The following is a 23,877-nucleotide window of genomic DNA, read 5'->3' as shown; positions in this document are numbered from 1 at the left end:
TTCCCCGACATCCTGCTCCGATGTCGGGGTTTTGCTATTTTCTTGACATGTGTCCCAAGGAAATCCAATCCACTTGATGTGCTTCATCGAGATGAGGGACTTCCAGCCTGGAAACGAGCTTGCGAATGACATGGTCTGGAACCGGCTTTTTTCGTTGATGGTTACGTTCCAGGACAACCGATGGTGGGGTGTCCAGGTAGATGATTCGAATGCTGGCACCATAAGAGGCAAAAAGTTGAATCAATGGTTTGCGAATATGTTGGGTTATGTTGGTGGCATTCCAGATGAAAGATTGTTTCTGCCGGAGATATTCTTTGGCCTGTTCCCTGGCGAGTTGAATGACTTTCCCTTGAGCATTTTCAGGTGAGATATGGTATTGTTCACGAATATGGTCCAGTGAAATCACTGGCAAATCCCGCCCGTGCCGGTGAATCCATGTATCTTTTCCGGCGCCGGGTAAACCTGCCATCATGATGACTTCAAATGTCGGCTGAAGATAAGGAGAGTAACAGGGGTCTGCCTGTAATCCATAAAAATACCGAAAACGTGCATGAGCAGATGGGAAGGAGCGGGGATGAGTGTAGCAATGATGCTCTTGACAAAACTCCCGAAACAATTGAATGCGTGTGAGCAATTCCTGCTGATCATCGCAGATTCTTCCTCGCACATCGGCTTCGGCCAGTAGTGCCACCCAATCCAATGGGATTTGCAAACTGGCCGCGAAAACCGCTTTTTCTGGATCGGCTTTTTCCAAGAACCATAATGGCAGGCCATGAAAACGGATGAGAGAAACGATAGCCTCACGTATCAAGATTGGAGTGGACAAATTCCACAAAATTTGCCGGGCCATTATCGCACCCTGTTTGGCATGTCCACGTGAGGAAATGCGCCCATCAACTTCTTGACGTGTACAAACCGGCTTGGCTACATCATGCAAGAGAGCAGCAGCAAATAATATGGACTGTTCGGTAGCGGAACGTTTTTGCCATTCGTGTAATTTCATCAGTTCTTCTACAACCATCCGGGTATGGGTATATACATCCCCTTCGGCGTGGTAAGCGGGATCTTGTGAAATGCCTTTCAGTGCTTGAAGCCAGCCGTATTGGGAAGTCATGGCATCCCAATCGACTTCGAAAGGATGTGAAGAAGGGGCAAATGGAAAGGTCCAGGTGATTTGCTGGATGGCTTTTTTCAAAAAAGGGTCACTCCTTTTTGCAGTTGATTGGGCAAGATGGGACGTTCCATCCAATGACTTTGGGAGCTGAGGATGGTTTGGATAAAACCGGCTCGAATATATTTATATCGACCTGTGACGATTCCATTTTCTTCTTTTTTGATATAAAGACCTTCCATGAGACCACTGGTGTCTGTCTCTTTCATCACTTGTTCCGGCGAAAGGCCATTGAATATTGCTACTTGATGTAACTGGTCCAAAAAGTCTTGGGAAATAAATTGCGAAGAACCGATAAGTTGTTTCAGTTTTTTGTATGAAGGAGCTTGTCCTTCATGCAAAACTTTTACAGAGACGATAAAGGGAGCGGATTGTAACATGTTTCTCCGTTCTGCAGTCGAAAGAAAGACCTGCCGCTGTCTATCATAAATATCAAACTCCAAAAAATAGTGCGGAAGATCCGTATAGAATACCGTATGTTTGGCATAAAGCCATTCTCCGTACATCGGTCACCTAACAAGGACCAAAGCTCCCTTGCATAACGGTAAGCCCAGCTTTTCAAGAGATGAAATTGACGCTCACGGTTTCCGCCTGTCAGAAAATGTCCACGACTTTGCAGTAAAAGCTGGCCATCAGACGTAAAACTGATGCCGCAGTTAGCTCCATCCATTTTTTCTTCGATCACAAGATAAGATCCCTTTAAGGAAGTATAAGGTACGATATCCAGATCTTCATCGCCTTTTTGCAATCCAGACCCTTCAATATGAGGGGTGCGTGGATATTTGTAAATGGAGGTCATGATTTTCACCTAAGTACTTTAATTGGATGAGGCTGTTGACAAACCCGGTTTTCCTTTTCCAGTTGAACGACTTCTTGCTCGTTTTTAAGCAACGGGAGTGAAACGGAAAAGGAAAACCGGTATAAAACGGATACTTTGTCAACAATCTGAATTGATATTCTTTATCCATTTAATAATTTTTCGCAAAATCATGTCAACCTTCCTGAAAAGGAAGGCGATTAGGAGTCAATATGCATCAGATGGCGTTTGCCTGACATCAGTGTAATGATACTGATAATTACTGCAATGGCTCCAACATAAAAAGGAATCGCTGGATTGAACCATTCCGCCAGTTTTCCGGCGAGCCAAGGTGCGATCGCACCACCCGTAAAACGAACAAAACTGTAAGCAGATGAAGCAATGGAACGTTCAAAAGGTGATACATTCATGACGACTGTTGTAAGAACCGTGTTCATAATGCCTAAAAAGCCACCAGCCAACACAATGGCTACTACCAATATGGTATGATTTTCTACGCCGAAGCCCATCATAGCCAAATCCAAAGCAAGGAAGCTAAGCATGACATACATAATCGGAAGTGAATGATATCGTTCCTGAAGTTTGGGGGCGATGATGACAGAAGTAATGGCAAGTAAAATACCCCAGAAAAAGAAAACAAGCCCTAACCCATGTTCGTCCATGTGAAGGACAAAGGGAGAGAAAGCGAGCAACGTAAAAAAGCCAAAGTTGTAAGTCAAGGATGCAAGAGCCAGGATAAATAAACCACGATGGCCTAAAGCTCTAAATGGATCAAGAAGGGAACTGCGGCGTTTCGGTTTGGGTACTCCCTGTAAGAGAAGCAAAATAGCCAGAAAACCAATCGCCATTAATCCTGCTACACCAAAGAAAGGCCCGCGCCAGCTGATGCTGCCAAGCCCGCCGCCAAGAAGTGGCCCCACAGACATTCCCAGACCAATCGCTGCCTCAAACAAAATAATGGCTCCAGCTGTTCCACCAGTCGCTACTGTTACAATGGCGGCCAGTGCAGTAGAAATGAAGAGGGCGTTTCCCAATCCCCAGCCTGCCCGATACCAGATAATTTCGTTAACGGTATGGGAAAATCCACCCAGGAAAGAAAATAGAATGATGAGGATGAGTCCCAGGAGCAGTGTCCATTTGATTCCGATCCGACTCGATGTCCAACCTGTAATCAACATAGCGATCCCTGTTACCAACATATAGCTGGTAAAAAGAAGCGATACTTGACTGGGGGTGGCATGAAGCTGTTTTGCGATTGCAGGCAGGATAGGATCGACCAGGCCCAATCCCATAAAAGCAACTACACAGGCAAATGCGACTGCCCAAGCTGCTTTTGGCTGTCTTAATATGCTTTTGAGTGAGTGATCTTCATGTTCGAGCGAATGCTGGATCTCCTTCAATTTTCATTCACACTCCTCTTTCCAATTCCTTTCGTTTTGTTTGGATCCGTTTTAGCTTTTGATTGTTCTCTTGGATCATTCGCGTCATTTTTTCCACTTTTTCCTGTAATTGCTTTTGTTGGATATTGAGCGTTTCTTCCAGTTGTTTCAACAATTCAAGGCGTTCGGATATACTGTTTTTTTGGAAGTAGTTTTCTTTTAATTCTTGGTATTTTTTCTCCAAAATCATCAATTCCTTGATTTCTGCTAACGAAATGCCCAGTAAATCTCTAAGGTTTTTCAAGTGCAGGATTTGTTGGATATCTTGTTCCGTGTAGAGGCGATAACCTCCCTCAGTCCGGCCTGAAGGAGTCACTAAGCCCAACTCTTCATAATATCTCAAGGCTCGTTTGGTCAATCCTGTTTTTTTGGCTACTTCATCAATTTGATACATCATTTTCACCCCCAGAGTTTTATTATACAAAATAATTAACGTTTACGTAAACGTTAATTTTATAGAAAAAAGATTTGCCTCCTGGTTGGATGGTGATCTAGCTTGTAAAGTGGCAAGCACATTCATCAAGGGCTGTGGAAGGTTAACAGATGAGAAACTCCCGTATCTTGCCCTTTGGCGTAAGTGTGAGAGTATTCATGCATTCATTCTTTTGGTACGATATGAATACATGGAAATACCTCCATTTCCAATCAATATTTTAAAGATACCTTATTTTTTGTAAATTATAAAGTGTAGAAGGGGTGTTGATATGCATCATGCAGAAGAAAAAGAACCGCAACACCTTTTAGAAGCTTATGAATTGATGAAAGCAGCTTTTGAGAATGCTTATGAGGGAATTGTGATTACCGATAAACAAGGATTCATTTTGATGATGAATGAAACATATGCCAAGTTTTTAAGAGTTCAAGTGAATGAGGTGATTGGACGGCATGTAACAGAAGTGATTGAAAATACACGTATGCATATTGTTGCTCAAACGGGAAAGGCGGAATTGGCCCAAGTTCAGCAAATTCGCGGTGGAAACATGTTGGTTCACCGTATTCCGATCATTCAGGACGGCCAACTCGTGGCAGTAGTGGGGAAAGTCCTGTTTCAAGATGTAAAGGAACTGTATGCATTGTCAGAACGAGTGCAACAATTGGAAGAAGAGCTCAACTATTATAAGGGTGAACTCTTGAAACATGCGGGAGTACGGTACAGTTTGGATGATATGATTGGCAACAGTCCCGCTATGCAAAAAGTAAAACAGATGGCCAAAAGAGTGGCAACCAGTGATACGACAGTATTTATCGGGGGTGAAAGTGGGACGGGAAAAGAAATGCTGGCGCATGCGATTCACCAATTGAGCCGAAGGCGTCTCGGACCCTTTGTCAAGGTGAATTGTGCAGCGATCCCAGAGAGTTTGCTCGAATCGGTTTTATTCGGTTACGCTGAAGGCGCTTTTACAGGAGCCGTACGTGGGGGTAGAAAAGGAAAATTTGAGATGGCGCATCGTGGAAGCATTTTCCTTGACGAAATTGGCGAGCTGTCTTTACCCATGCAGGCGAAGCTATTGCGCGTGCTGCAAGAAAAAGAAATCGAGCCAGTAGGAGCAGTACATCCCATCAAAGTCGATGTCCGCATTATTGCAGCCAGCAATCGGAATCTGGAGCAGATGGTCAAGGAAAACCGCTTTCGTGAAGATCTGTATTATCGGTTGAACGTGGTAACGATTACATTGCCTCCTCTTCGGGAAAGAAAAGAAGATATTCCAGAGTTAACCCATCACTTGCTGGAACAGCTGGCGCATGAGATTGGGATCTATGCAAAAGGGATCACGCCCGAAGCGATGGAATGTCTTCTATCCTACCATTGGCCTGGGAATATCCGTGAGTTGCGAAATGTATTGGAACGTTCGTTGCATATGATGGAGGGAAGTGTCATACAGAAAGAGCACCTTCCTTATCATTTCATTACCCATCAATCCAGAGATCACCACCATTATTCTTTGCGCATGGCTATTGAACAGGCGGAACGAGATCATATCCAATGCATTTTAAAAATCACGCAAGGGGATCGGGAGCAAGCAATCCGATTGTTGGGAATCAGTCGGGCCAGCTTTTATAATAAGTTGAAAAAATATCAATTATATTCGACTTATTGAGTCCAAAAATTTAGACTCATCATCTAAAAAAATAGACTGCAAGCAAAGGGCGAGCAGCCCTTTTTTTGTTTGCAGAATTTGCGGGATGTGTCCAATTTTTTGGACAGTGCTTGCCTATAAAAAGCCTTCAACCCATTTGGCATCGATCTTGCACTTAATTCTCAGTGAGTCCATGGATGAAAAGGCTTTTATCTTTATGTTTGTAACCGCTTTCATATGATGAGGAGGGATTTGATTGGATGTAATTGCGATCTTTTTATCACTGGGATTATTGATCTTTATCGCTTACCGGGGCTATCCAGTCATTTTATTTGCTCCTGTATTTGCTGTACTTGCCGGACTTCTGTCGGGTCTTCCCTTATTACCTACCTATACGGAAGTCTTTATGGTGAAAGCTGTAGGGTATGTAAAACTTTATTTCCCTATCTTTTTACTCGGAGCGATCTTTGGAAAAGTGATGGAGGACAGTGGAGCAGCTCGATCCATCGCGCGTGGATTGACGCAAACTTTTGGAAAAAACCAGGCGATTTTGGCTGTCGTGCTTACTTGTGCGGTACTTACTTATGGTGGAGTCAGCCTGTTTGTAGTTGCTTTTGCCGTCTATCCATTTGCCGCAGCTCTGTTTCGGGAAGCCAATATTCCTAAACGGTTGATACCGGCAACAATTGCGTTAGGTTCCTTTACCTTTACAATGGATGCATTGCCTGGTACACCCCAAATCCAGAATATCATTCCAACCGCCTATTACAAAACGACTGCATTTGCAGCTCCTGTGACAGGAACGGTTGGGGGATTGTTGGTTGCAGGACTTGGTTTGTGGTGGCTGTACCGAAGAAAGAACAAACTGGTGGCGGCTGGAGAAGGATATGGAGTGGACCATCAAAATGAACCGGAGATTCGGGAAGGAGAGGTATTGCCCAACTTTTGGTTATCTCTTGTACCATTAATTCTGGTTTTGGCAGGAAATGCTGTATTTACTTACTGGGTACTGCCTGGTTGGTATCCCGATTCATTGCTCAAGCAATATGAAGGATTAAATATTAAGCAGGTATTAGGGATTTGGTCTTTGATTTTGGCACTGATTTTAGGGATTTCATTTGCCATGGTCATTTATTTCTCCTATTGGCGGAAAAACAAAAACGATTCGTCATCTTATTCCCATTCATCCAGGCTAAACTTGGCCCATACGCTGACAGCGGGGACGATGGGTTCATTGTTGGCGATTATGAATACAGCATCAGAAGTAGGGTTTGGAAATGTCATAACAACCATGCCCGGTTTTAAAGTCATTTCCGACTTCCTGTTGCAAATGAAAACCAGCCCGCTTGTCTCCGAGGCCCTTTCCATTAATATTCTAGCCGGAATTACAGGATCTGCTTCGGGCGGCATGAGCATTGCCCTGGATACGATGGGAGTGAAATATTTGGAATGGGCCAATGCAGCAGGCATTGATCCTGAACTATTGCACCGGATCGCTTCGATGGCAGCAGGTGGCATGGACACTCTTCCGCATAACGGAGCCGTGATTACCTTGCTGGCGATTTGTGGTTTGACTCATCGCCAGTCGTATGGAGATATTTTTGCGATTACGGTGATTAAAACATTGGTCGTACCCGTTATGATCGTTTTAGCTTTACTGACAGGTTGGGTATAAACACTACAATGACAAACCCGGTTTTCCTTTTCCAGTTGAACGACCGGAAAAGGAAAACCGGCATATAATGAATGCTTTGTCCACAAGCTGACATCAGAAAGGATGGGGAAAGATGAACAAACAAAGAACAGTGATTGTAACGGGAGCAGCAGGAACGATTGGTTTTGCCATTGCGCAGGCATTTGCACGCGAGGGAGATCATGTCGTGATTGTCGACATTAATGAAGAAGGAGCAATCCAGGCGGCCAAGCAATTAAGCCAGGAAACGGGCAATGAAGCATCCGCCTATGCAGTTGACATTACCGATGAAGGACAGGTAAAGCGGTTGGTAGAGACGGTGATTGAAAAAAGAGGAAGTATTGATATTATCGTCAATAATGCGGGTTTGCAACATATCGATAAAGTGGAAGATTTCCCGCTGGAGAAGTGGAATTATTTAATCGGGGTCATGTTAACAGGGCCATTTCTATTGATCAAACATACAGTCCCCTGGATGAAGAAACAACAATATGGTCGAATCATTAATATTTCCTCTGTTCACGGGAAAACAGCATCTCCATTTAAATCCGCATATATCGCATCCAAGCATGGTCTGGTTGGATTGTCACGTACGGTTGCATTGGAGACCGCTGATGATGGCATCACGGTGAATTGCATCCTGCCAGGAGTAGTGGATACACCTCTGATTCGCAATCAGTTGCAAAAGTTATCCGAAACCGAAGGGATTTCCCAAGATGAAGCATTGCACAAACATCTGTTGAACAAGCAAGCGCTTAAGCGGTTTATCAAGCCAGAAGAGATTGCCGCTTGTGCAGTATATCTGGCTTCTGATCTGGCTGCGGGTGTGACGGGAGAAGAGATTAGTGTTTCTGGGGGTTGGTAAAAGGTCTTCCGCAAGCTGGTCACCCATGTAGTTTCATGAAAGTAAGGTTGGTTTTAGGAAAATCGATGTTATAGGAAAAATGCTTCCTATGTTGCCAAAACCGCCGCAATGCTGTTGGCGGTTTTTTCATCATAATTCAAGTGGAAAATGGACAGTTAAACAAGAAAGCCGATCCCTGAAAAACGGATCGGCTTTGTCCAATCATTCGCTTGCTGCATCCCCTTTGCTTTCTTCTTCAACCATTTTCTTTTCATAGGCTTTGAAAAATGGATAGTAGATGAGGCCAGCAAGAACGATATTGATCAAGAGCAGGACAATGGCTCGCCAGTCTCCACCGGTAGCCAGGAATGCTCCGATGGGAGCTGGTAAAGTCCATGGAGGCAGTAGGGCAATCCGGTTGACCAGATCCAGTGAGTAGGCGATATAGGTTGTAATGGTACAAGCGATCGGAGTCAGAATGAAAGGAATGAACATGATGGGGTTCATCACCATCGGCACCCCAAAGGAAACGGGTTCGTTAATATTAAAGATTCCGGGGATGATCGAGAGTCGCCCCACTTGTTTCAAATACTGGGATTTAGAGAAGAGCAGGAAAAAGACAAGGGAAATGGTTGTACCAGATCCGCCTATAAAAACAAACCATTGGAAGAAAGGCTCAACGATCATATTGGGCATTTCTTTTCCAGCGGCCAGGGCGGCAGCATTTTCATCCAATAAAGTTAGCCAGATCGGGTGGAAGAATGTACCTACAACAGCATCACCATGAATTCCTGTGGACCAGAGTAGCATGATAAAGAGGACAGGAATCAGGGCGCCGAGAAATGTGTTTCCAGCAAATATACCTAAGGGCTTGAAGATCATTTTCAATACTTCAGGAATGTCAATTTCCAACCATACACGGATGATCCACATAATCAAGACAATGACTGCCGCCGGGACTAAAGCTTCAAAAGAACGTGATACCGACGCAGGAACGGATTCGGGCATTTTGATCGTTGCTCCAATCCTTTTCATTAAACGCAGGGTTTCCACAGCCAATATCATCGCTAGAATGGCGATGAACAGCCCTTTTCCACCCATGTAATTGATGGGGAGTAACATGCCAAGCCCTTCACCTTTGGGCAGTTTATCATCGAGATTGACAGGAATAAAGGCCATAATAAAGGTAGCAGTCGTTAAGAGTCCACCGATAATTCCATCCAGCCCATACGATTTGGCCAGGTTTCGCCCCATGGCAAATGAAGCATATAAGGCCATCATCCCCAAAGAAAGATAATAAGGAATGACAATCTTGGGCTTATAGGGGGCAATCGCTTTTGCCCAGCTTTCAACTGGAGGATTGGCAATAATCAAAAAGAAAGAACCGACTATAATGAGAGGAAGGGTAGCAATAATTCCATCACGAATAGCGCGTAAATGTCTCTGCTCAGCAATCCTTGCCATGGGTGGCATCATTTTGGTTTCCACCCAGTTCATAAATGCGTTCATCTTATACCTCCCTGCACAAGAAAACGTTTTCATTTTAGAATATTATATCACTTTATAATAAATAGTCTAGTATTATTTCAAAATTTATTCACTTATTTAGTACAAGAGAATGAGTTATAATAACTTTTTTATATTTATTTCTGTTGAAAATCTTGCCCATCCAGGGTGAGATACATAAGAAAGGAGTTTCTGTGGCTTCTCTTTGTGATCAGGTTTTATAACCTCATAGATTGCAAGTGCTTTTCTGAAAAGATGATATAGACAGACAGTAGAATATGAATTAATATAAAATTGTAAACGATTTCATTTTTTAATGAATGAATAAATCTTGATAACGATGATGCCTTTAAGAGGAGATGTGCGATGAAAGTACTAATGGTGTGCTCAGGCGGAATGTCGAGCTCTTTTGTGGTGAATTCGATTAAAAAAGAGGCCGAAAAACAGGGCTTTGCTTTGGAAATCAATGCCGTTGGATCTCATGAATTTGAAGCAGAGTTGCCCCAATATGATTTAGGATTGGTGGCACCACAAGTCAGGCATCGTTTGCCATTTTTTCAGGAAGTGGGTAAACGTTTGGGGAAACCCGTCGAATTGATTCCGCCTATGGGTTATACGCCACTCGGTGCTCCACAATTATTAGACCTGATTCGTAAACATCAAAGAAATACATGAAGAGTGAAATCTTGCTCAAAATGGGTAGAAGAAATTTCGAAAAACCATAAAAAGGAAGTTACTGACCAATGAATTATGTAATTGGCGTTGATGGTGGTGGAACCAAAACCGAAGCAGTCGCATTTGACCTGGCTGGCCGTGAGTTGGGGCGAGGTGTCAGCGGTTTTGCCAATGTCCTGATGGGAGCCAAACAGGCGATTGGCCATATTATAGAAGCGATTCAGATATGTATGCAGGAAGTGAAGTCAGGTACCTGTATCTATATGTACTTGGGGTTAGCGGGTATTGAGAGCGGAAGTCATCGCGATCAGTTGAAAGCTGCTTTAAGTCAACACTTTGGTATTCCATTTTTCATTGTCAATGACGCGCGAATTGCCCATGCAGCTGCTTTGGAAGGAAAGGATGGGATTCTGACGATTTCCGGAACAGGGTCGGTCTGTTTTGGAGTTCATCATGGAAAGTCCGTGTTTACAGGCGGTTGGGGAAATTTATTGGGAGATGAGGGGAGTGGATACTGGATCGCCATCGAAGCATTGCGCCAATTGATTTATGAAGATGAAACGGATAAAGAACCCAGCTTGTTGAGCAGAAAATTGCTGTCTTATTTAAAGGTTAAAGAAGCACGGAAAATCATAGGACCTGTTTACGCCTCTTCAAAAGGGGAAATCGCTGCTCTGGTTCCAGTTGTGGTGGAAGCAGCCAACGAGGGAGATTCACGTGCTTTGCAAATTTTACAACAGGCTGGCAAGCATTTGGCACATATAACGATTCATTGTTGGAGAAAATTGGGATTTAGTGAGCAAGTAACAGTTGCCATGAGCGGGAGTGTTTTACAGAAAATTCCTCGCGTTCAAGAAATATTTGTACAGGAAGTACTACGGGCGGTTCCCGAAGCACAAATCATTTCCAATCAGGTATCATCTGCCAAAGGTGGTTATTATCTGGCTCTGCAGGAGATTCATCCTTGATGGTCATATAGCCTCATTGATTTTTTTCATAGGTTGGATCTGTCAGCTTTGATTGGGATCATCAAACACCGCATGGTTATCAATTGCACCATGAGGTGTTTTTTAGTAAAACATGTATATAAATGAATGAGCGATTTCAAACAGGAGCACTTTCTTTCAATTTTCTTGAAGAAAGTGTTTTTTTATTTTTTATTAAAATAATTGTCGATATTTATTTAGTAATTCGTTTAATATTATAAATTTATATACTAGACAAGTGATGATAGGATGTTTATTATTTACATTGCCTAAAGTATGAATTTGTTGTGGATTTTTAATTGAAAAATGGTTTAGGGATAGGTACAGGAGGATCATCAATGCATGCTAGTTTAAAAATTGCATTTTTAACTAGTTTCTTTTTTTCAGTTATAATGATAAAAGCATTAATTGGATTTCTTCGTTGGACTGCTGGAAGAAGTAAAGTACGTCTATATAAAGGCGAGGCTCATTGCCCGGAGTGTAGAGGAACTGGAACAAAACTGTATACAACGGGATATGTCGATGGATGGGTTGGGGGAAGTAGTGCCAGGGCAACGATTGAAAAATATGGAGATTGCAATTTCTGTCAAGGTTTTGGAAAGCTCCCCTCTACATTGGTACCGACTGTCGATCGATATGGAATGATAGCGATCAGTTTATTGGTTATTGCCGTTTTTCTATTATTTTCTCATCCTTTTTGGTCTATTATATTGCTTTTGGTTAGTCGGCGTTATAAGAACAAATCATTTTGCAAGTTTCAGAATGTGATAGGAACTGTTTTCAAAACTTTGTTCTTGGCTACTTTGTGGATTGCTTTGGTCGATGGAATTTTGGGGAGTGTCATTTCCGATACGCAGAAGAATTAGGTTTCTATTCGATACGGTTTTTAGCGGATTATAGTCAAAATAGAATCGAAATTGGCACCTCTTTATTTTTGGGACGATGTCCCGCAAAAATAAAGAGGTGTTTTTATTGTTAATATAACTTACATAAGAGGTTGTTATCATGTCAACTTATTTTACATATAGACTTGAAATGGCATATATTTTTATGTTAATATCATTCATAAATAAAGATATGTTAAGAAAGTTAACATCAATCTTGGGAGGGATACCATGAAAGTGGCAGATGTTTCATTAGCGGTCGATGCGGTGTTTATTCTGATGTGTGCGGTGTTCGTCTTTTTCATGCAGGCTGGATTTGTGCTGCTAGAAGCAGGTTCTACACGAATGAAAAATGCAGGGCATATAGCGGTGAAGCAAGTCATTAGCATTTCGATTGCGGCATTGGCTTTTTGGGTTGCAGGATATGGTCTTACTTTTGGAGACGGCATATGGATCGGTACAAATGGTTGGTTTTTAAATATACCACAAGAAGCCGGGGCTTTACCGGTTGAAATTTCATACTTATATCAATTATCTTTTCTGGCTGCTTCCTTGGCGATTGTGTGGGGCGGATTTGCCGAGCGGGCCAAATTAGGTGTGTACATCCTTTTTGGTTTGCTATACAGTATTTTGATCTATCCAGTGATCGGACATTGGATTTGGGGAGCAGATGGTTGGTTACATGCGTTGGGCAAACAGGATTTTGCCGGTTCGACTGTGGTGCATTTACAGGGAGGAGTAGCAGCACTTGTTGCTACAATGTTGTTGAAACCACGGATCGGACGATTTAGCTCAGATGGTACATCCAATACGATGCCGGGACATAACCAGGTGTATACGGTATTAGGCGTGCTATTGATTTGGTTGGGATGGTTTGGATTTAATCCAGGAAGTACACTGACAGCAAAGGAAGGGTTTTTTGGATACATCGCTCTGACAACCAATTTGGCTGCAGGAGCTGGGGCAGTTGCGGCTTTGGGACTTTCGGTATGGCTTACTCGAAAGGCCAATATTTCGATGATTCTTAATGGTATGCTGGCGGCTTTGGTTGCAATTACAGCAGCTTGTGCCTTTGTTGAAACTTGGGCTGCTGTGGTGATTGGAGCAGTGGCAGGTGTGTTGGCAGTACTGTCCATGTACTATCTGGAAAAACAGAAGATCGATGATCCCGTTGGAGCCATCTCTGTTCATGGTGTGGCTGGTATGTGGGGAAGTCTTTCAACTGGACTGTTTGCAACACCGGTTCTTGTGCAAAAGGTAGGAGTGGGAAGTGCTGGATTGTTTTATGGTGGCGGATGGAAGCAGCTCGGAGTACAAGCCTTGGGGGTGGCCATTGCTACGATATATGTGGCGTTGGTGTCTTTCATCATTTTGTGGGTGATTGATAAAGTCATGGGTTTACGTGTTTCCAAAGAGGAAGAATTGTCGGGGCTTGACTTGAGTGAACATGGTAGCTATGGTTATCCAGAACATGTTTTCTTAATCAAATGGAATGAAGGGTCAGGCTTAAGAGAAGGCTTTGGTCACAAAGAGAAAATATTAAATAGAAGAAAAACATCACAAAAGAGGGATCCATTGTTGGTAGATGCAGTTGACTAGAAAATCGATCAAAGTAAGAGGATATAGTTGTTTTTCATCATTTCGCTCTCCAATGTGGAGAGTGATTTTTTTTAATCGTTTACTGATTTGAAATATAGTAGAATGAAAAGGTAGATCCAGTTATGTATGACTAGTTTCTGATGATGTAGGTGATGTTGAAATGAACACATCCGTACGTTGCCCGGTTCCACCAGTCCTTGTTTTGTTTATAGGGATTGTTGCAGTGTCTTTTTCGGCTATTTTTATTAAATGGTCTCATGCTCCAGCGGCGGTGATGGGCATGCATCGCCTGTTTTTTTCGATTATCATCATGCTTCCTTTCTTACGAAAAAAACATGTTCAACAGTTACGTCAGGTTAAGAAGCGTGACTTCTTTAAGCTGGGTCTGGCTGGTTTATTTTTGGGCCTTCATTTTCTATTTTGGATTGGATCGTTAAAGTATACTTCTGTAGCCAGTTCGACGATTCTTCTTGTTCTGCAACCGATTTTTGTGATGATTGGCGCTTATTTTATTTTTAAAGAACGTACCCATGTTAAAGGAATCATCAGTATGCTGATTGCGATGTTAGGGACCGTTTTGGTTGGATGGGGAGATATTGAATTGTCTTCAACGGCGTTATATGGTGATTTCTTATCCATTATTGGGACATTGGCCGTTTCCTTTTATGTGCTGGCAGGCCAAGAGCTGAATAAACGCATGTCTCCGCTATTATATAATGTGCTGGTATTTGCAATCGCTTCAGTCGTTTTATTTTTTTATAATGCATATATGGGGTATGAAATGATTCATTATCCAAAGAATGAATGGATTGTTTTTCTTTTATTGGCACTCGTTCCTACTATTTTTGGACATGGATTATTCAATTGGTTAATGCAATATGTCAGTGCGACAACCATATCGGTAAGTATATTAGGTGAACCGGTTGGTTCAACCGTTTTGGCTTATTTTTTATTGGGAGAAACCATGACCCTGTTCCATCTGATCGGTGGAGCTTTATCGATTATGGGAGTATGGCTGTTCCTGTTTGAACCCAAATCAGCCCCACAAAAAGCAGCTTAAACAAATGGAAGGCTGAAAAGAGCGAGAGAGCTCTTCTCAGCCTGTTATTTTAGAAAACCACCATGATAATGGAGAGAATAAATGGAAATGCCTGTACACATACATTTCATATGTTCCGATCCATGAAAAGACTCGATATCTCCTTGATAGTGGTTACTATATAGATGTTGGCCTTTTATCCATTGCTTGGGACCGCGAAATGGAGCATTCTCATCGACAAGTTGTAGCGCTTCCTTTAATATACGGTATATTTTGGATATTTCGTTGAGGTCTTTTATCTGTGATGTGATTCCGCCATAGTAATTCATTGACCAAACCGGTTTCTCCTGATAATAAACGATTTCTTGGCCAGTAAATCGGCTGGATCCAAAATATATGTCGCGATAGAAGAATGGGCTTTTTGTGTATTCGAACTGGGATGATGCAGGCAAGATCGGCGAAGTATCATTAGCACCTGAAGCGTATGTACTTCGTTTCGCCTGAACGAGGAAATGAATAAACTCCTGAAGATCAAACGGGTGGGACATGTGAGATTCCTCCTGAAGGATCAAATAACGAAGCTTCATTATTAGAATGGAGCTTCCTTTTCCGTTTCTGTTGTGAAACTGCAGAAAAGGAAGCTTTTTTACACCTTTCAATAATAGGTTATTCATTCATATTTTGTTGGTCGAAAGATCAGGTGATTCCCATTTGTTCGATATTTCTTTTCATCCATGGTTGTTAAGTGCTGTCTGCCGTTAATCCAGTCGTCTATTTGGTTATCATACCAAGGGCTAAGTACCTGTCCGGATTGACCGGGGCCAACAACATTCCAACTCTCTTCAGGTTTGGAGAGATCAACGACCGTCCGCCACGAAGCGCCATGATTGACTTGTCCGGTCTGTGCATCCCATCCGGCCGCTCCAACCGTAACATGGCTTCCGCTTAATGGTGCGGATGCAGGATTGAAAAGCAAATCAAGCGGTTTGACTGCAGCGAGAGGATGAGCAAATGAAATCTGATGGAAGGTTCCCCACTTCCACTTGGATGGATCACTTCCTTGCAATTGGGCAATATGGTCATTGGTTTTCTGAAAAGCTTCTAATAACACGTTGGCCAGCCCACCTTTCTCTCTGATCCAGGGGCCTGGTTTTCCTTGGGCATCGTTACGTATCAATTGAGAGACGATCGCATCTTTTCCATCGAATAGTTTGTCCATCTCTGGTTCAATTTGTCCTTGGAACAGCACAGCGGGTATCTTTTTCATTAAAATGTGAAAAACAAGTGGAGCGCCGAGTTCTTTATCATCTTGGTAATTCCACTTTTTCAATAACTGGAGAGCTTGTTGATCAATGGCTCTAAGCCTGGATTGCTGTTTTTCCCACTGCTGGATAAACAGGGGGAGAAACTCTTTGGCTTGCAGATTGAAAGAGTCAACTTGCAATTTTCTCATGTCTTCTACTGTTAATTTTTCTTTCTGGTTAAGCACCTCGATAATACGTTGCTGCCGATAAGGTTCAGCCCAGGTATGGGTTAGATGATAGGGATACTGTTGATCCACCACTCGGTTATTGGCTGTCGCAATCCAACCTTGCTGCGGATTCACAAGAGTAGGCAGCTCATCCCATGGAATATATCCTTTCCATTCATATTCGTCTGTCCAACCAGGGACGGGTAACATGCTGTCGCCTTTTTTTCGAATGGGTATTTTTCCATTGGCCCGATAAGCAATGGTTCCATCAGTTGAAGCAAAGACAAAGTTTTGTGCAGGAGCATGGAAATATGTCAAAGCTTGTTTGAATTCATTCCAGTTTTTGGACCGGGGAAACAATAAGACGGCTTGCAATTCGGTAGTTGGTTCCAATGCGGTCCATTTTAGTGCGATGGCTGTATCGGGTTTTTGATGATGAGCGAATTCAGAAATGATAGGACCATGCCTTGTAACCTGTACGGTTAAGACAATATCTTTTCCATCTTTTACTTTGATCCGTTCATGAATGATTTTTGCATTTTCCCATTTTCCCTGATACAAGAACTGGTTTTTGTTTTTTGGATTTCTCTTTTCAATATAGAGATCTTGCACATCAGGCCCCACATTTGTTACTCCCCAAGCGATATGACGGGTGTGGCCAACAATAATCCCAGGTACTCCTGCGAAAATAACACCGCTGACTTCAAATGAAGGTGCTTTCAGATGGGTCTCATACCAGATGGCGGGTGTGGCTAAACCCAGGTGAGGATCATTGGCTAGCAATGGCTTGTTGGAAGCGCTTTTCTTTCCGGATATGACCCAGTTATTACTGCCATTGAATTCGTGAGGAGTAACGGCAAATGCAAAGCTTTTGGCAATATCGACAGAGTGGGTCTGCAATTTTTCAATAATATCAGGTGCTTGTGCTGGGTAAGCTGGAAAGAGGTCCATTGCTTTTTCTTTCGGAAACTTCTGTAACAGATAGGAACGAAAAGCCTGTCCTTCCCAGTGTCCACCCAGATCATAAGCCATATATTTGCCAATCGTAAGGGAATCCAATGGTGTCCAAGGTTTTGGTTCATAACCGAGTATTGTAAATTCGATCGGCAAGTTTCCTTCCGCTTTTGCTTGTTCAATAAATGCATTGACCCCATCCGCATAATCCTGAAGATAGGTCTGATATTCTTTTGGATATCGGGAATAAGAAGCTTCAGCCGCTCTACGCAGTCCCAAGGTTCGAAAGAAGCGATCCTGGTTCACTGTCTTGTTGCCAATCACTTCACTTAATTCCCCAGAAGCCTGGCGACGACTCAAATCCATTTGGAAGAGACGGTCCTGTGCAGTTATATATCCCTGTACTTTAAATAAATCATGCACATTTTTGGCTTCAATGTGTGGGACGCCTTGCTGATCTCGCCAAACGTTGACAGAATCTTGCAATCCTTTGATATGGATTTCTCCACTTTGTTGAGGTAAACGTTTTGCCAGGAACCAGTAGCCAGTCAATCCTGAAAAGACGAGAAGACCAAGCAAACAAATCAAGAGGATAGAGAGCCATTTTTTCAAAGGATTTCTTTTTTGAATAGATGTATCAAGCATTTCAACCAACCTTTTTATATAAAAATATTATTAATCATTATTTTATATTAATTTCATAGACAGGTGTTACAAGAAAAGATCTCATGGGCAAGGTTGGTGGAGTTGTTGTTTTCGTAGAGGATCTAACTTATACAGATAAATATCACGATAAAACTGATTTGACACTTTTTCGATCACATTCAATATCTCATTCCAATCTCCACATCCGAGTCCTGCACCGATTCCATAGGGAATTGTCAGATGTTTGCACTCAGTGAAAGTTATTTTTCAACTACTCATACTCTTTGTAAATTTCTGTAACACAATTTTTCCATTTTAGACCCTTTTTCCAACAGATTGATCAATTCATTCGGAACGATTTATAGCTCATGGTTATAGTGTACAAGGAAGGAGATAAAAACAGTTAACTAATTTATATAAAAATAATGAATGTACAAAAATGTTGTATGATAAAGAAATATAGAAGCATTATTTACCAAAACAAATGAGTGAGTTGTTATTACTGTTAAGACCCTTCAAAATTGGGATAAAAAAGGTATATTAAAGTCTTACCGAATTCCAACTAATAGGAGGTATGATACGCCCTTCGATTCGGTTCCGAAGGGGTTTTCTTAAAAAGAAAGGAGCTTATTATGATTTGTTTTGCAGGTATGTTTGGAATAGGCAAAACAACTTACGCTTATATGTTAGGAGAACATCTGGGTGTTAGTAATGTTTAATATGAACCAGTAAATGATAATCCCATATTAGAGTTGTTCTATAGTACGTGAAACAGGCTTTACCCAGAATGGAAGAGTTGAGCAGCGAATCGAGCGAATCAAAAAACATCGAGTTATGCCATGTAAAGAGTGCAAGGATCAAAAATACATCATCAATGAAGAAAGCAACACCGCTCGATCATGTGAATTCTTGATTCAAGAGAATATGCAAAGAAAATTCCGGTCTGTCATGATCCCAGAAGAATTTATCGAAGAACAGTTCCAGCAAATATTGTTTGATGTGGCAAAAGAGTATGTGGAGCAATTCGATGACATTGTAGACAAGGAGAAATAGTTTGGGGATGCTCGCAGAGATTGGGAGAAAGTGAGATTCGTTTAGAGAATGACCCAATTCGAAGAAGAGAGCTATCACAAACCTATAACTCTTATGGACTTGGCAAAACCCATTTAGCGATTGCGATTTCGAAAGAGTTATTGAGAAGTATTTGATAAAACGATACAAGGATCATTTAGAGGAGTTTTCTCATGAATTTTCTAAAGAGTGGATAATCAATTCCTCAGATATATTAAGTATTTTTGAAGAGAAATATTATACCCCTTTGCTTGAGCAATTATCTAATGAATTAGGGCTTGAACTCATCGAAAAAGACATCAAAAACTTATACTACCAAACACATAAACCCCTGTTTCTTTAGAGGAAACGGGGGTTCGTTTTAGAGATGTTCGTAAATGGATTGAACATGATTAAACCTCCTTATTCTCATATTCCTTCATAATCTTATAAAATGTACTTTTTTTGAGTCCGATCAATTGCATGAACTTAGCAGCTGTAATCTCACCAGCTTTCCATTTCGGATAGATTTCATCTAAGATCTTTCTTTGTTCTTTGGTGAGGGTAGATAAATCCATTTTGGGTCGTCCAAGATGTTTTCCTTGGGATTTGGCAAGTGCAATGCCTTCCAATTGTCGTTGACTAATTTTCTTCCTCTTATGTTAAAGGAAGTTTCCTTGTTATTCGAGAAGTTATATGATGGGCTTAAGAGGATAAAATGGAAGTGAGGACATTGCTTAGATTTAACGAACTTGGATACTTAGAACCCGGAGACCATGAACTAACTATCAATGAACTCAAAGAATCGATCTTAGTCCATGGCGATGGAATGAATCTGCTATGGAACGAAGCATGGAGATGGAACTTGGTCAACAACCTAGAAATCTTAGTCCGACCTCTTTGGCAATTTGGGATCGAATGTGTTTACTTAGATGGCTCATTTGTTACCATTAAGGGTCATCCCAGTGACATTGACGCTTGGTTTCCATATGAAATAGGAACTGATGATAAAGAAGAACGGTTTGAACAGCTTGTGCTTCTGGCACATGAATTAGACTCCCTGATGGATTATCCATATCCTGTTTGGAATTGGTTTAGAAGAAGGAGAAATAGTGACAGGAAACTAAAACCGGAGATGTGGTTCCATTTTAATATCGAGTTATTTCCAGGCTGTATGTATGCGTATGAAATGAAGGATGGAAAACTGCTTAAGTTCGAAGAGTTTTTCACTTATGACCGTGATGGGATTGAAAAGGGGATTATTAAACTCATTCAGGGGTGATAAAATGATACTGTCGGAAGAACAGTATTTACGTCAGAAAGAAAGTCTAGCCCATATGACAAGTGATCGTGAGAAGCTGTGTAAAGAGTTAAAAGCCAAAGGAAAAGATGATGGGTATATTGAACAATTCCTGACCTACCGATTTATGATGTACGATGACGTAAAATGGGATGTAGAAGAATATGAGAGAGTAAAGAACGGTGAATTTGATAAAGAGAATGTGATGTTGGATCAGATTGGCAAACATCTCATCCGACTTCGGATATGGAGAGGACTCTCACAAGAAGAGCTTGCTAAAAAAGTCGGATTCACTTTGGAACAAATACAGAAATATGAACGATTTGAATATCAGGGTTTGCCCTTCTCCAAACTTAATGAAATCCTACAGGTGTTAGGTGTTGAAAAGATTACGATTGTACCGGGATATTCTGATCCAAACTATGGGGAATTTATGAACAAACGGCGATTCGCTATGCAGGAAATGAGCAATACCAAAGATGAGATGGCTGCAACAAGTGAAGAAAAAAGACAAGCTGGTTAAAAAGTTTTAGACGTGGTTTATGAACCACGTCTATTTTATTTCTTTCATTCTTGTTTTAGGGTTCCTGGCCAAAACGTAGATTTTATAGCAAAAGCATTGAACATGATATAGAAGGATATGGCAAAATCAAAAAAGAGGGTAGAGGAGGAGAAAGACATGTCGATTGACCTAAGGATTGAAGAGTTGATGGAGAAACAGCATTCGCCTTTATTTCCGCATAGAAGCGGATTCAGTTAAGGTCAAGATTCAAAAGGTGTTAGATTATGGAGCCATTTGTTTTGTGATAAACACCGGCATTGTTGGCTTGATCCATAAAAACAATACTTGGCAGGGTTTGTTTTAAACAGCTCTCAAGCTAAAACATCAAGTGCAGGTGATCCGCCGAATGGATAAAAAGAAAAACTCAGCAAGGCACTGAGTTTTGAAAGGAAAATAATTTAACCTGTCATTATTATATCAAAACAGCGCCAGATACTCCCTCTGGAACAAAATGTGATAAAATGATTAAGCGTATGCAAATTTTGCGAGCGTATAATTGTCTAGCCCCAGGAACGCGAATCCCTGGAGCTTCTACTATTTCTCTTTGCTACTCTAAATATTCGCTTTTCTGTCGTTTTCAGCACAAATTGTAGTATCTTTATGTGAAAGGAGTAGTTTATATTTGAGAAAATTACTGGATGTTGTTTTGTTTTTAATTTCTTTTAGCCTACTTATTTATTCTGTTTATTATCTACTCATTGACTTTGTTGACTTTGATCTAAAAAGTATGTTTCTTGATTTCTTATTAATTATTATCTCTATGTTTCTGATTGGTTGGTTGTTCGAGGTAAGAAATTTATTTGATACTATTATGGATGAAGAGTTTGTCATATTGATATTTCCTTTTCTTCTTGTGTATCAGGCAGTTGTTAAGGTTTTGAATTGGTTTGGGTTTAAAAGGAAAGAAGGGTGATGTACACACATCCACCCCATATACACATGTTTGGTCTAAATTAAACCCCATGTAACTTGGAATCTACTTTGCGGGTAATGACACGTTCGCTGGTATTACCCCTTATGAGATACGGACAACTATCCCTTGTTTTTTTCATCACAGATCGATTCTTAACGAATGCGATCCCGCTCAAAATGAACGGTTTCCAGGCTTAGCGTGGGATTTTTTTATATTACTGCGATACCCCTTAGGACTAGGATTTTATCGAAAAAATAGTGAAGTCTATGGATCTACCTGGAAATATGCATTAAAATTTTGAAATAACTATATCCAAGGAGGAAAAAACTATGAGCGATATAAACTGGATCGCACCGATCGTAGGTGGAATTGCGGCTGCGGCGGCGTACCCTTTTTATAATAAGCTTTTCACTAAATCAACATACGAATCTGGCTGGACGACTGAAAATGGGGAGTATCATGTACATATTGCAAGAATGAGAGCAGCGCGTCCATATTTGAGAGTAAAAATAACCGACAAGACAAGAGAGGGAGGGTGTTTGCGAATATTCAGAGATAGATACCTTGTCCAAAATTATGACGAAGAAAAGTATAGCGAGGTTGTTCAGGATATAGTTAAGTGGTACGAGAATAAAAAGATCAAAAAATAACAAGAATCTCCGTCATCGAAGATTGCCAAGATTGCGAGACAAGCCCTTTCTATTATTCCGAGCGTAAAGTAGCCACCCTGACTTTCAATTTTGAGTAGTTGAAAAAAAAGAGCGGCTGAAGTGAAAGCCGCTCTCAATCCCATGCAAAATGCCAATCTTCATGAATGTCCTTTGATCCACACGCATGACAAACGGGCTTTTTCCATACTCTGCTCTGTGTCGCTATGATCTCTTGACACACTTCACACCAGTATGTCCAAACTATGTTCTCATTGTATTCATAATCCCCACGGTGCTTCCCTTCTAGTTGATAATAGGGAGTGGATCACCGTCTCCCTTTGCTTGCTTCGATTTGAAGTGGCTCACCTGTTTTCGGTTCGTCGGTCTCAGGGACAGATGATACAGAGGCCGGAAAAGAAATCCCCTTATTTCTGACTGATCCATGGTCAATCTAATCCGTTTATGAATTTCATGCCTTCATATAATTAATGGATCGCCAATTTAAGAGAGGATAGGTATAATACCGGAACAATTTGGTATAATTTAAACAACTGATGGATTTATATATTGCATGGTAGTAAGGGAGAAGTAGCCAATGGAATCACGCACTGTATCAGAGTCAAGGGTAATTAAAACGGGACTTGTTTTACCTCCTGACACCAACCAGCATGGAACCATTTTTGGTGGAAAAGTAATGGCTTTGATTGACGAAGTGGGCGCCATTTCCGCAATGCGTCATGCTCAAAAACTGGTGGTTACCGCTTCTATTGATTCTGTCCATTTTATTAATCCAGCTAAACTTGGAGATATTTTGACATTAGAGTCATTTGTGACGTGGACGGGTAAAACTTCAATGGAAGTTTTCGTCAGAGTCACTTCGGAGAATCCGAAGACACAAGTGAAAAAATTGACAACTACCTCATTTTTAACGTTTGTTGCTATTGATGAAAACGGGAAGCCCTCTTCTGTTCCCCAAATTATTCCGGAGACGGAAGAGGAAAAGTGGTTATTTGAGACGGCTGTTGCAAGAAGAGAACGCAGACATCAAAGTAAAAAGGAATTTGAGAGCTTTCTTGAATTATAGATGAGGGAAAGAAGCAGTTCTGCAGGTTTTGGGACTGCTTTTTTTCATAGTTACTCTGTAAAGATTGAGTCATTTGAACAAGGAAGAGAGAATATATTGGTAATTCGGGGGCTCCGAGATGCATCGACATAAAAGGCCCGAACAACTACAAAAAAGCTGGTGGCATATCTGTAAGATCCATGGTTGATTTCTGATATTACAAAAAAATCGCTTCGTTTGGAGAATGGTAGAACCTGATTCGATGAAGTATGATAAATAAATACAGATAAAAAGTATTGACTTTATAAATGGAAAGTGTTATATTATTTATCGCCGCTCTTCAAGAGCGTGTGCATGAAATAGATAGGATTAAATTCAACATGTAAGTGTTCCTTGAAAACTGAAGAGTGAAGCATGACCCGTGATTCTTTTGAGTCGAATTGAACTTTTTTGGAGAGTTTGATCCTGGCTCAGGATGAACGCTGGCGGCGTGCCTAATACATGCAAGTCGAGCGGGGTTATTTCCTTCGGGAAATAA

General features: G+C 41.4%; 21 protein-coding genes, 1 rRNA gene and 2 pseudogenes. 16 read left to right on the top strand and 8 right to left on the bottom strand.

Features of this window, described 5'->3' with window-relative positions:
* Positions 1-34 precede the first annotated feature (34 nt).
* The 4 genes and pseudogenes from BMZ78_RS16825 to BMZ78_RS16810 all read right to left on the bottom strand — a co-directional run bounded on the left by BMZ78_RS16825 (position 35) and on the right by BMZ78_RS16810 (position 3,824).
* Complete coding sequence (locus tag BMZ78_RS16825) at positions 35-1,195, bottom strand: AAA family ATPase (RefSeq protein WP_217645025.1); 1,161 nt, start codon at positions 1,193-1,195, stop codon at positions 35-37.
* Positions 1,192-1,841: pseudogene (locus BMZ78_RS19020) on the bottom strand (RNA ligase family protein). Before BMZ78_RS19020 ends, BMZ78_RS16825 begins: the two are co-directional and overlap by 4 nt.
* A 347-nt stretch (positions 1,842-2,188) precedes the next feature.
* Positions 2,189-3,388: an MFS transporter gene (locus BMZ78_RS16815; protein WP_425263948.1), complete on the bottom strand. Its 1,200-nt coding sequence runs from the start codon at positions 3,386-3,388 to the stop codon at positions 2,189-2,191.
* A 7-nt stretch (positions 3,389-3,395) separates the two neighbouring features.
* Complete coding sequence (locus BMZ78_RS16810) at positions 3,396-3,824, bottom strand: MerR family transcriptional regulator (RefSeq protein WP_093231567.1); 429 nt, start codon at positions 3,822-3,824, stop codon at positions 3,396-3,398.
* 307 nt (positions 3,825-4,131) lie between these two features.
* On the opposite strand from BMZ78_RS16810, the gene BMZ78_RS16805 reads away from it, so the two are divergent.
* The 3 genes from BMZ78_RS16805 (at position 4,132) to BMZ78_RS16795 (ending at position 8,063) form a co-directional block, all read left to right on the top strand.
* On the top strand, positions 4,132-5,526 hold the full coding sequence (locus BMZ78_RS16805; RefSeq protein WP_093231566.1) for a sigma-54 interaction domain-containing protein: 1,395 nt from the start codon (positions 4,132-4,134) through the stop codon (positions 5,524-5,526).
* Between the two features lie 235 nt (positions 5,527-5,761).
* Complete coding sequence (locus BMZ78_RS16800) at positions 5,762-7,180, top strand: GntP family permease (RefSeq protein WP_093231565.1); 1,419 nt, start codon at positions 5,762-5,764, stop codon at positions 7,178-7,180.
* A gap of 112 nt (positions 7,181-7,292) precedes the next feature.
* Positions 7,293-8,063, top strand: a complete 771-nt coding sequence (locus BMZ78_RS16795; RefSeq protein ID WP_093231564.1) for a 3-hydroxybutyrate dehydrogenase — start codon at positions 7,293-7,295, stop codon at positions 8,061-8,063.
* A 201-nt stretch (positions 8,064-8,264) separates the two neighbouring features.
* Here the strand turns inward: BMZ78_RS16795 and BMZ78_RS16790 are convergent, their stop codons facing one another.
* Positions 8,265-9,551, bottom strand: coding sequence for a PTS sugar transporter subunit IIC (locus BMZ78_RS16790; RefSeq protein ID WP_093231563.1), 1,287 nt, complete (start codon positions 9,549-9,551; stop codon positions 8,265-8,267).
* 363 nt (positions 9,552-9,914) lie between these two features.
* Here BMZ78_RS16790 and BMZ78_RS16785 point away from each other — a divergent pair, with 363 nt between their 5' ends.
* From BMZ78_RS16785 to BMZ78_RS16765, 5 genes are all read left to right on the top strand, one after another.
* On the top strand, positions 9,915-10,223 hold the full coding sequence (locus BMZ78_RS16785; RefSeq protein WP_093231562.1) for a PTS sugar transporter subunit IIB: 309 nt from the start codon (positions 9,915-9,917) through the stop codon (positions 10,221-10,223).
* Between the two features lie 68 nt (positions 10,224-10,291).
* A complete protein-coding gene (locus BMZ78_RS16780; RefSeq protein ID WP_093231561.1) occupies positions 10,292-11,191 on the top strand; it encodes a BadF/BadG/BcrA/BcrD ATPase family protein in 900 nt (299 codons plus the stop codon).
* A 356-nt stretch (positions 11,192-11,547) separates the two neighbouring features.
* Positions 11,548-12,075: a hypothetical protein gene (locus BMZ78_RS16775; RefSeq protein ID WP_093231560.1), complete on the top strand. Its 528-nt coding sequence runs from the start codon at positions 11,548-11,550 to the stop codon at positions 12,073-12,075.
* 249 nt (positions 12,076-12,324) lie between these two features.
* Positions 12,325-13,692 carry an ammonium transporter gene (locus tag BMZ78_RS16770; RefSeq protein ID WP_093231559.1) on the top strand — a complete coding sequence of 456 codons (1,368 nt, stop codon included), beginning with the start codon at positions 12,325-12,327 and terminating at the stop codon, positions 13,690-13,692.
* Between the two features lie 160 nt (positions 13,693-13,852).
* Entirely contained in the window at positions 13,853-14,752 is a 900-nt protein-coding gene (locus BMZ78_RS16765; RefSeq protein WP_093231558.1) for a DMT family transporter, read from the top strand.
* A 44-nt stretch (positions 14,753-14,796) separates the two neighbouring features.
* On the opposite strand, the gene BMZ78_RS16760 is transcribed toward BMZ78_RS16765, so the two are convergent.
* Together BMZ78_RS16760 and BMZ78_RS16755 are read right to left on the bottom strand one after the other, a co-directional pair.
* Positions 14,797-15,279 (bottom strand): DUF5680 domain-containing protein, encoded by a 483-nt coding sequence (locus BMZ78_RS16760; RefSeq protein ID WP_093231557.1) that lies wholly within the window; start codon positions 15,277-15,279, stop codon positions 14,797-14,799.
* A 122-nt stretch (positions 15,280-15,401) separates the two neighbouring features.
* Positions 15,402-17,801, bottom strand: a complete 2,400-nt coding sequence (locus tag BMZ78_RS16755; RefSeq protein WP_093231556.1) for a penicillin acylase family protein — start codon at positions 17,799-17,801, stop codon at positions 15,402-15,404.
* 924 nt (positions 17,802-18,725) lie between these two features.
* Between BMZ78_RS16755 and BMZ78_RS19430 the strand changes: the two genes are divergently transcribed.
* Both BMZ78_RS19430 and BMZ78_RS19425 read left to right on the top strand, forming a co-directional pair.
* The gene (locus BMZ78_RS19430; RefSeq protein WP_281244590.1) at positions 18,726-18,854 is read left to right on the top strand and encodes a hypothetical protein; all 129 of its coding nucleotides are present in this window, start codon (positions 18,726-18,728) and stop codon (positions 18,852-18,854) included.
* 20 nt (positions 18,855-18,874) lie between these two features.
* On the top strand, positions 18,875-19,009 hold the full coding sequence (locus tag BMZ78_RS19425) for a hypothetical protein (protein WP_281244589.1): 135 nt from the start codon (positions 18,875-18,877) through the stop codon (positions 19,007-19,009).
* Between the two features lie 255 nt (positions 19,010-19,264).
* Here the strand turns inward: BMZ78_RS19425 and BMZ78_RS19235 are convergent.
* Positions 19,265-19,510, bottom strand: a pseudogene (locus tag BMZ78_RS19235) (recombinase family protein); the annotation flags it as partial.
* Between the two features lie 59 nt (positions 19,511-19,569).
* Here BMZ78_RS19235 and BMZ78_RS18920 point away from each other — a divergent pair.
* From BMZ78_RS18920 to BMZ78_RS16710, 6 genes are all read left to right on the top strand, one after another.
* Positions 19,570-20,133, top strand: a complete 564-nt coding sequence (locus BMZ78_RS18920; protein ID WP_093231552.1) for a DUF6932 family protein — start codon at positions 19,570-19,572, stop codon at positions 20,131-20,133.
* A gap of 4 nt (positions 20,134-20,137) precedes the next feature.
* Positions 20,138-20,674 (top strand): helix-turn-helix transcriptional regulator, encoded by a 537-nt coding sequence (locus tag BMZ78_RS16730; RefSeq protein WP_175482536.1) that lies wholly within the window; start codon positions 20,138-20,140, stop codon positions 20,672-20,674.
* A 661-nt stretch (positions 20,675-21,335) separates the two neighbouring features.
* Positions 21,336-21,626 (top strand): hypothetical protein, encoded by a 291-nt coding sequence (locus BMZ78_RS16725; protein WP_093231550.1) that lies wholly within the window; start codon positions 21,336-21,338, stop codon positions 21,624-21,626.
* A 329-nt stretch (positions 21,627-21,955) separates the two neighbouring features.
* The gene (locus tag BMZ78_RS16720) at positions 21,956-22,276 is read left to right on the top strand and encodes a hypothetical protein (RefSeq protein ID WP_093231549.1); all 321 of its coding nucleotides are present in this window, start codon (positions 21,956-21,958) and stop codon (positions 22,274-22,276) included.
* A gap of 595 nt (positions 22,277-22,871) precedes the next feature.
* On the top strand, positions 22,872-23,360 hold the full coding sequence (locus BMZ78_RS16715; RefSeq protein ID WP_093231548.1) for an acyl-CoA thioesterase: 489 nt from the start codon (positions 22,872-22,874) through the stop codon (positions 23,358-23,360).
* A 426-nt stretch (positions 23,361-23,786) separates the two neighbouring features.
* A 16S ribosomal RNA gene (locus BMZ78_RS16710) occupies positions 23,787-23,877 on the top strand; the annotation flags it as partial.

The sequence above is a fragment of the Thermoflavimicrobium dichotomicum genome (assembly GCF_900114055.1).
In the GTDB taxonomy this organism is placed as follows: Bacteria; Bacillota; Bacilli; order Thermoactinomycetales; family Thermoactinomycetaceae; genus Thermoflavimicrobium; species Thermoflavimicrobium dichotomicum.
The sequence above is the reverse complement of the archived record's forward strand: the minus strand, read 5'-3'. Positions and strand labels throughout refer to the sequence as shown.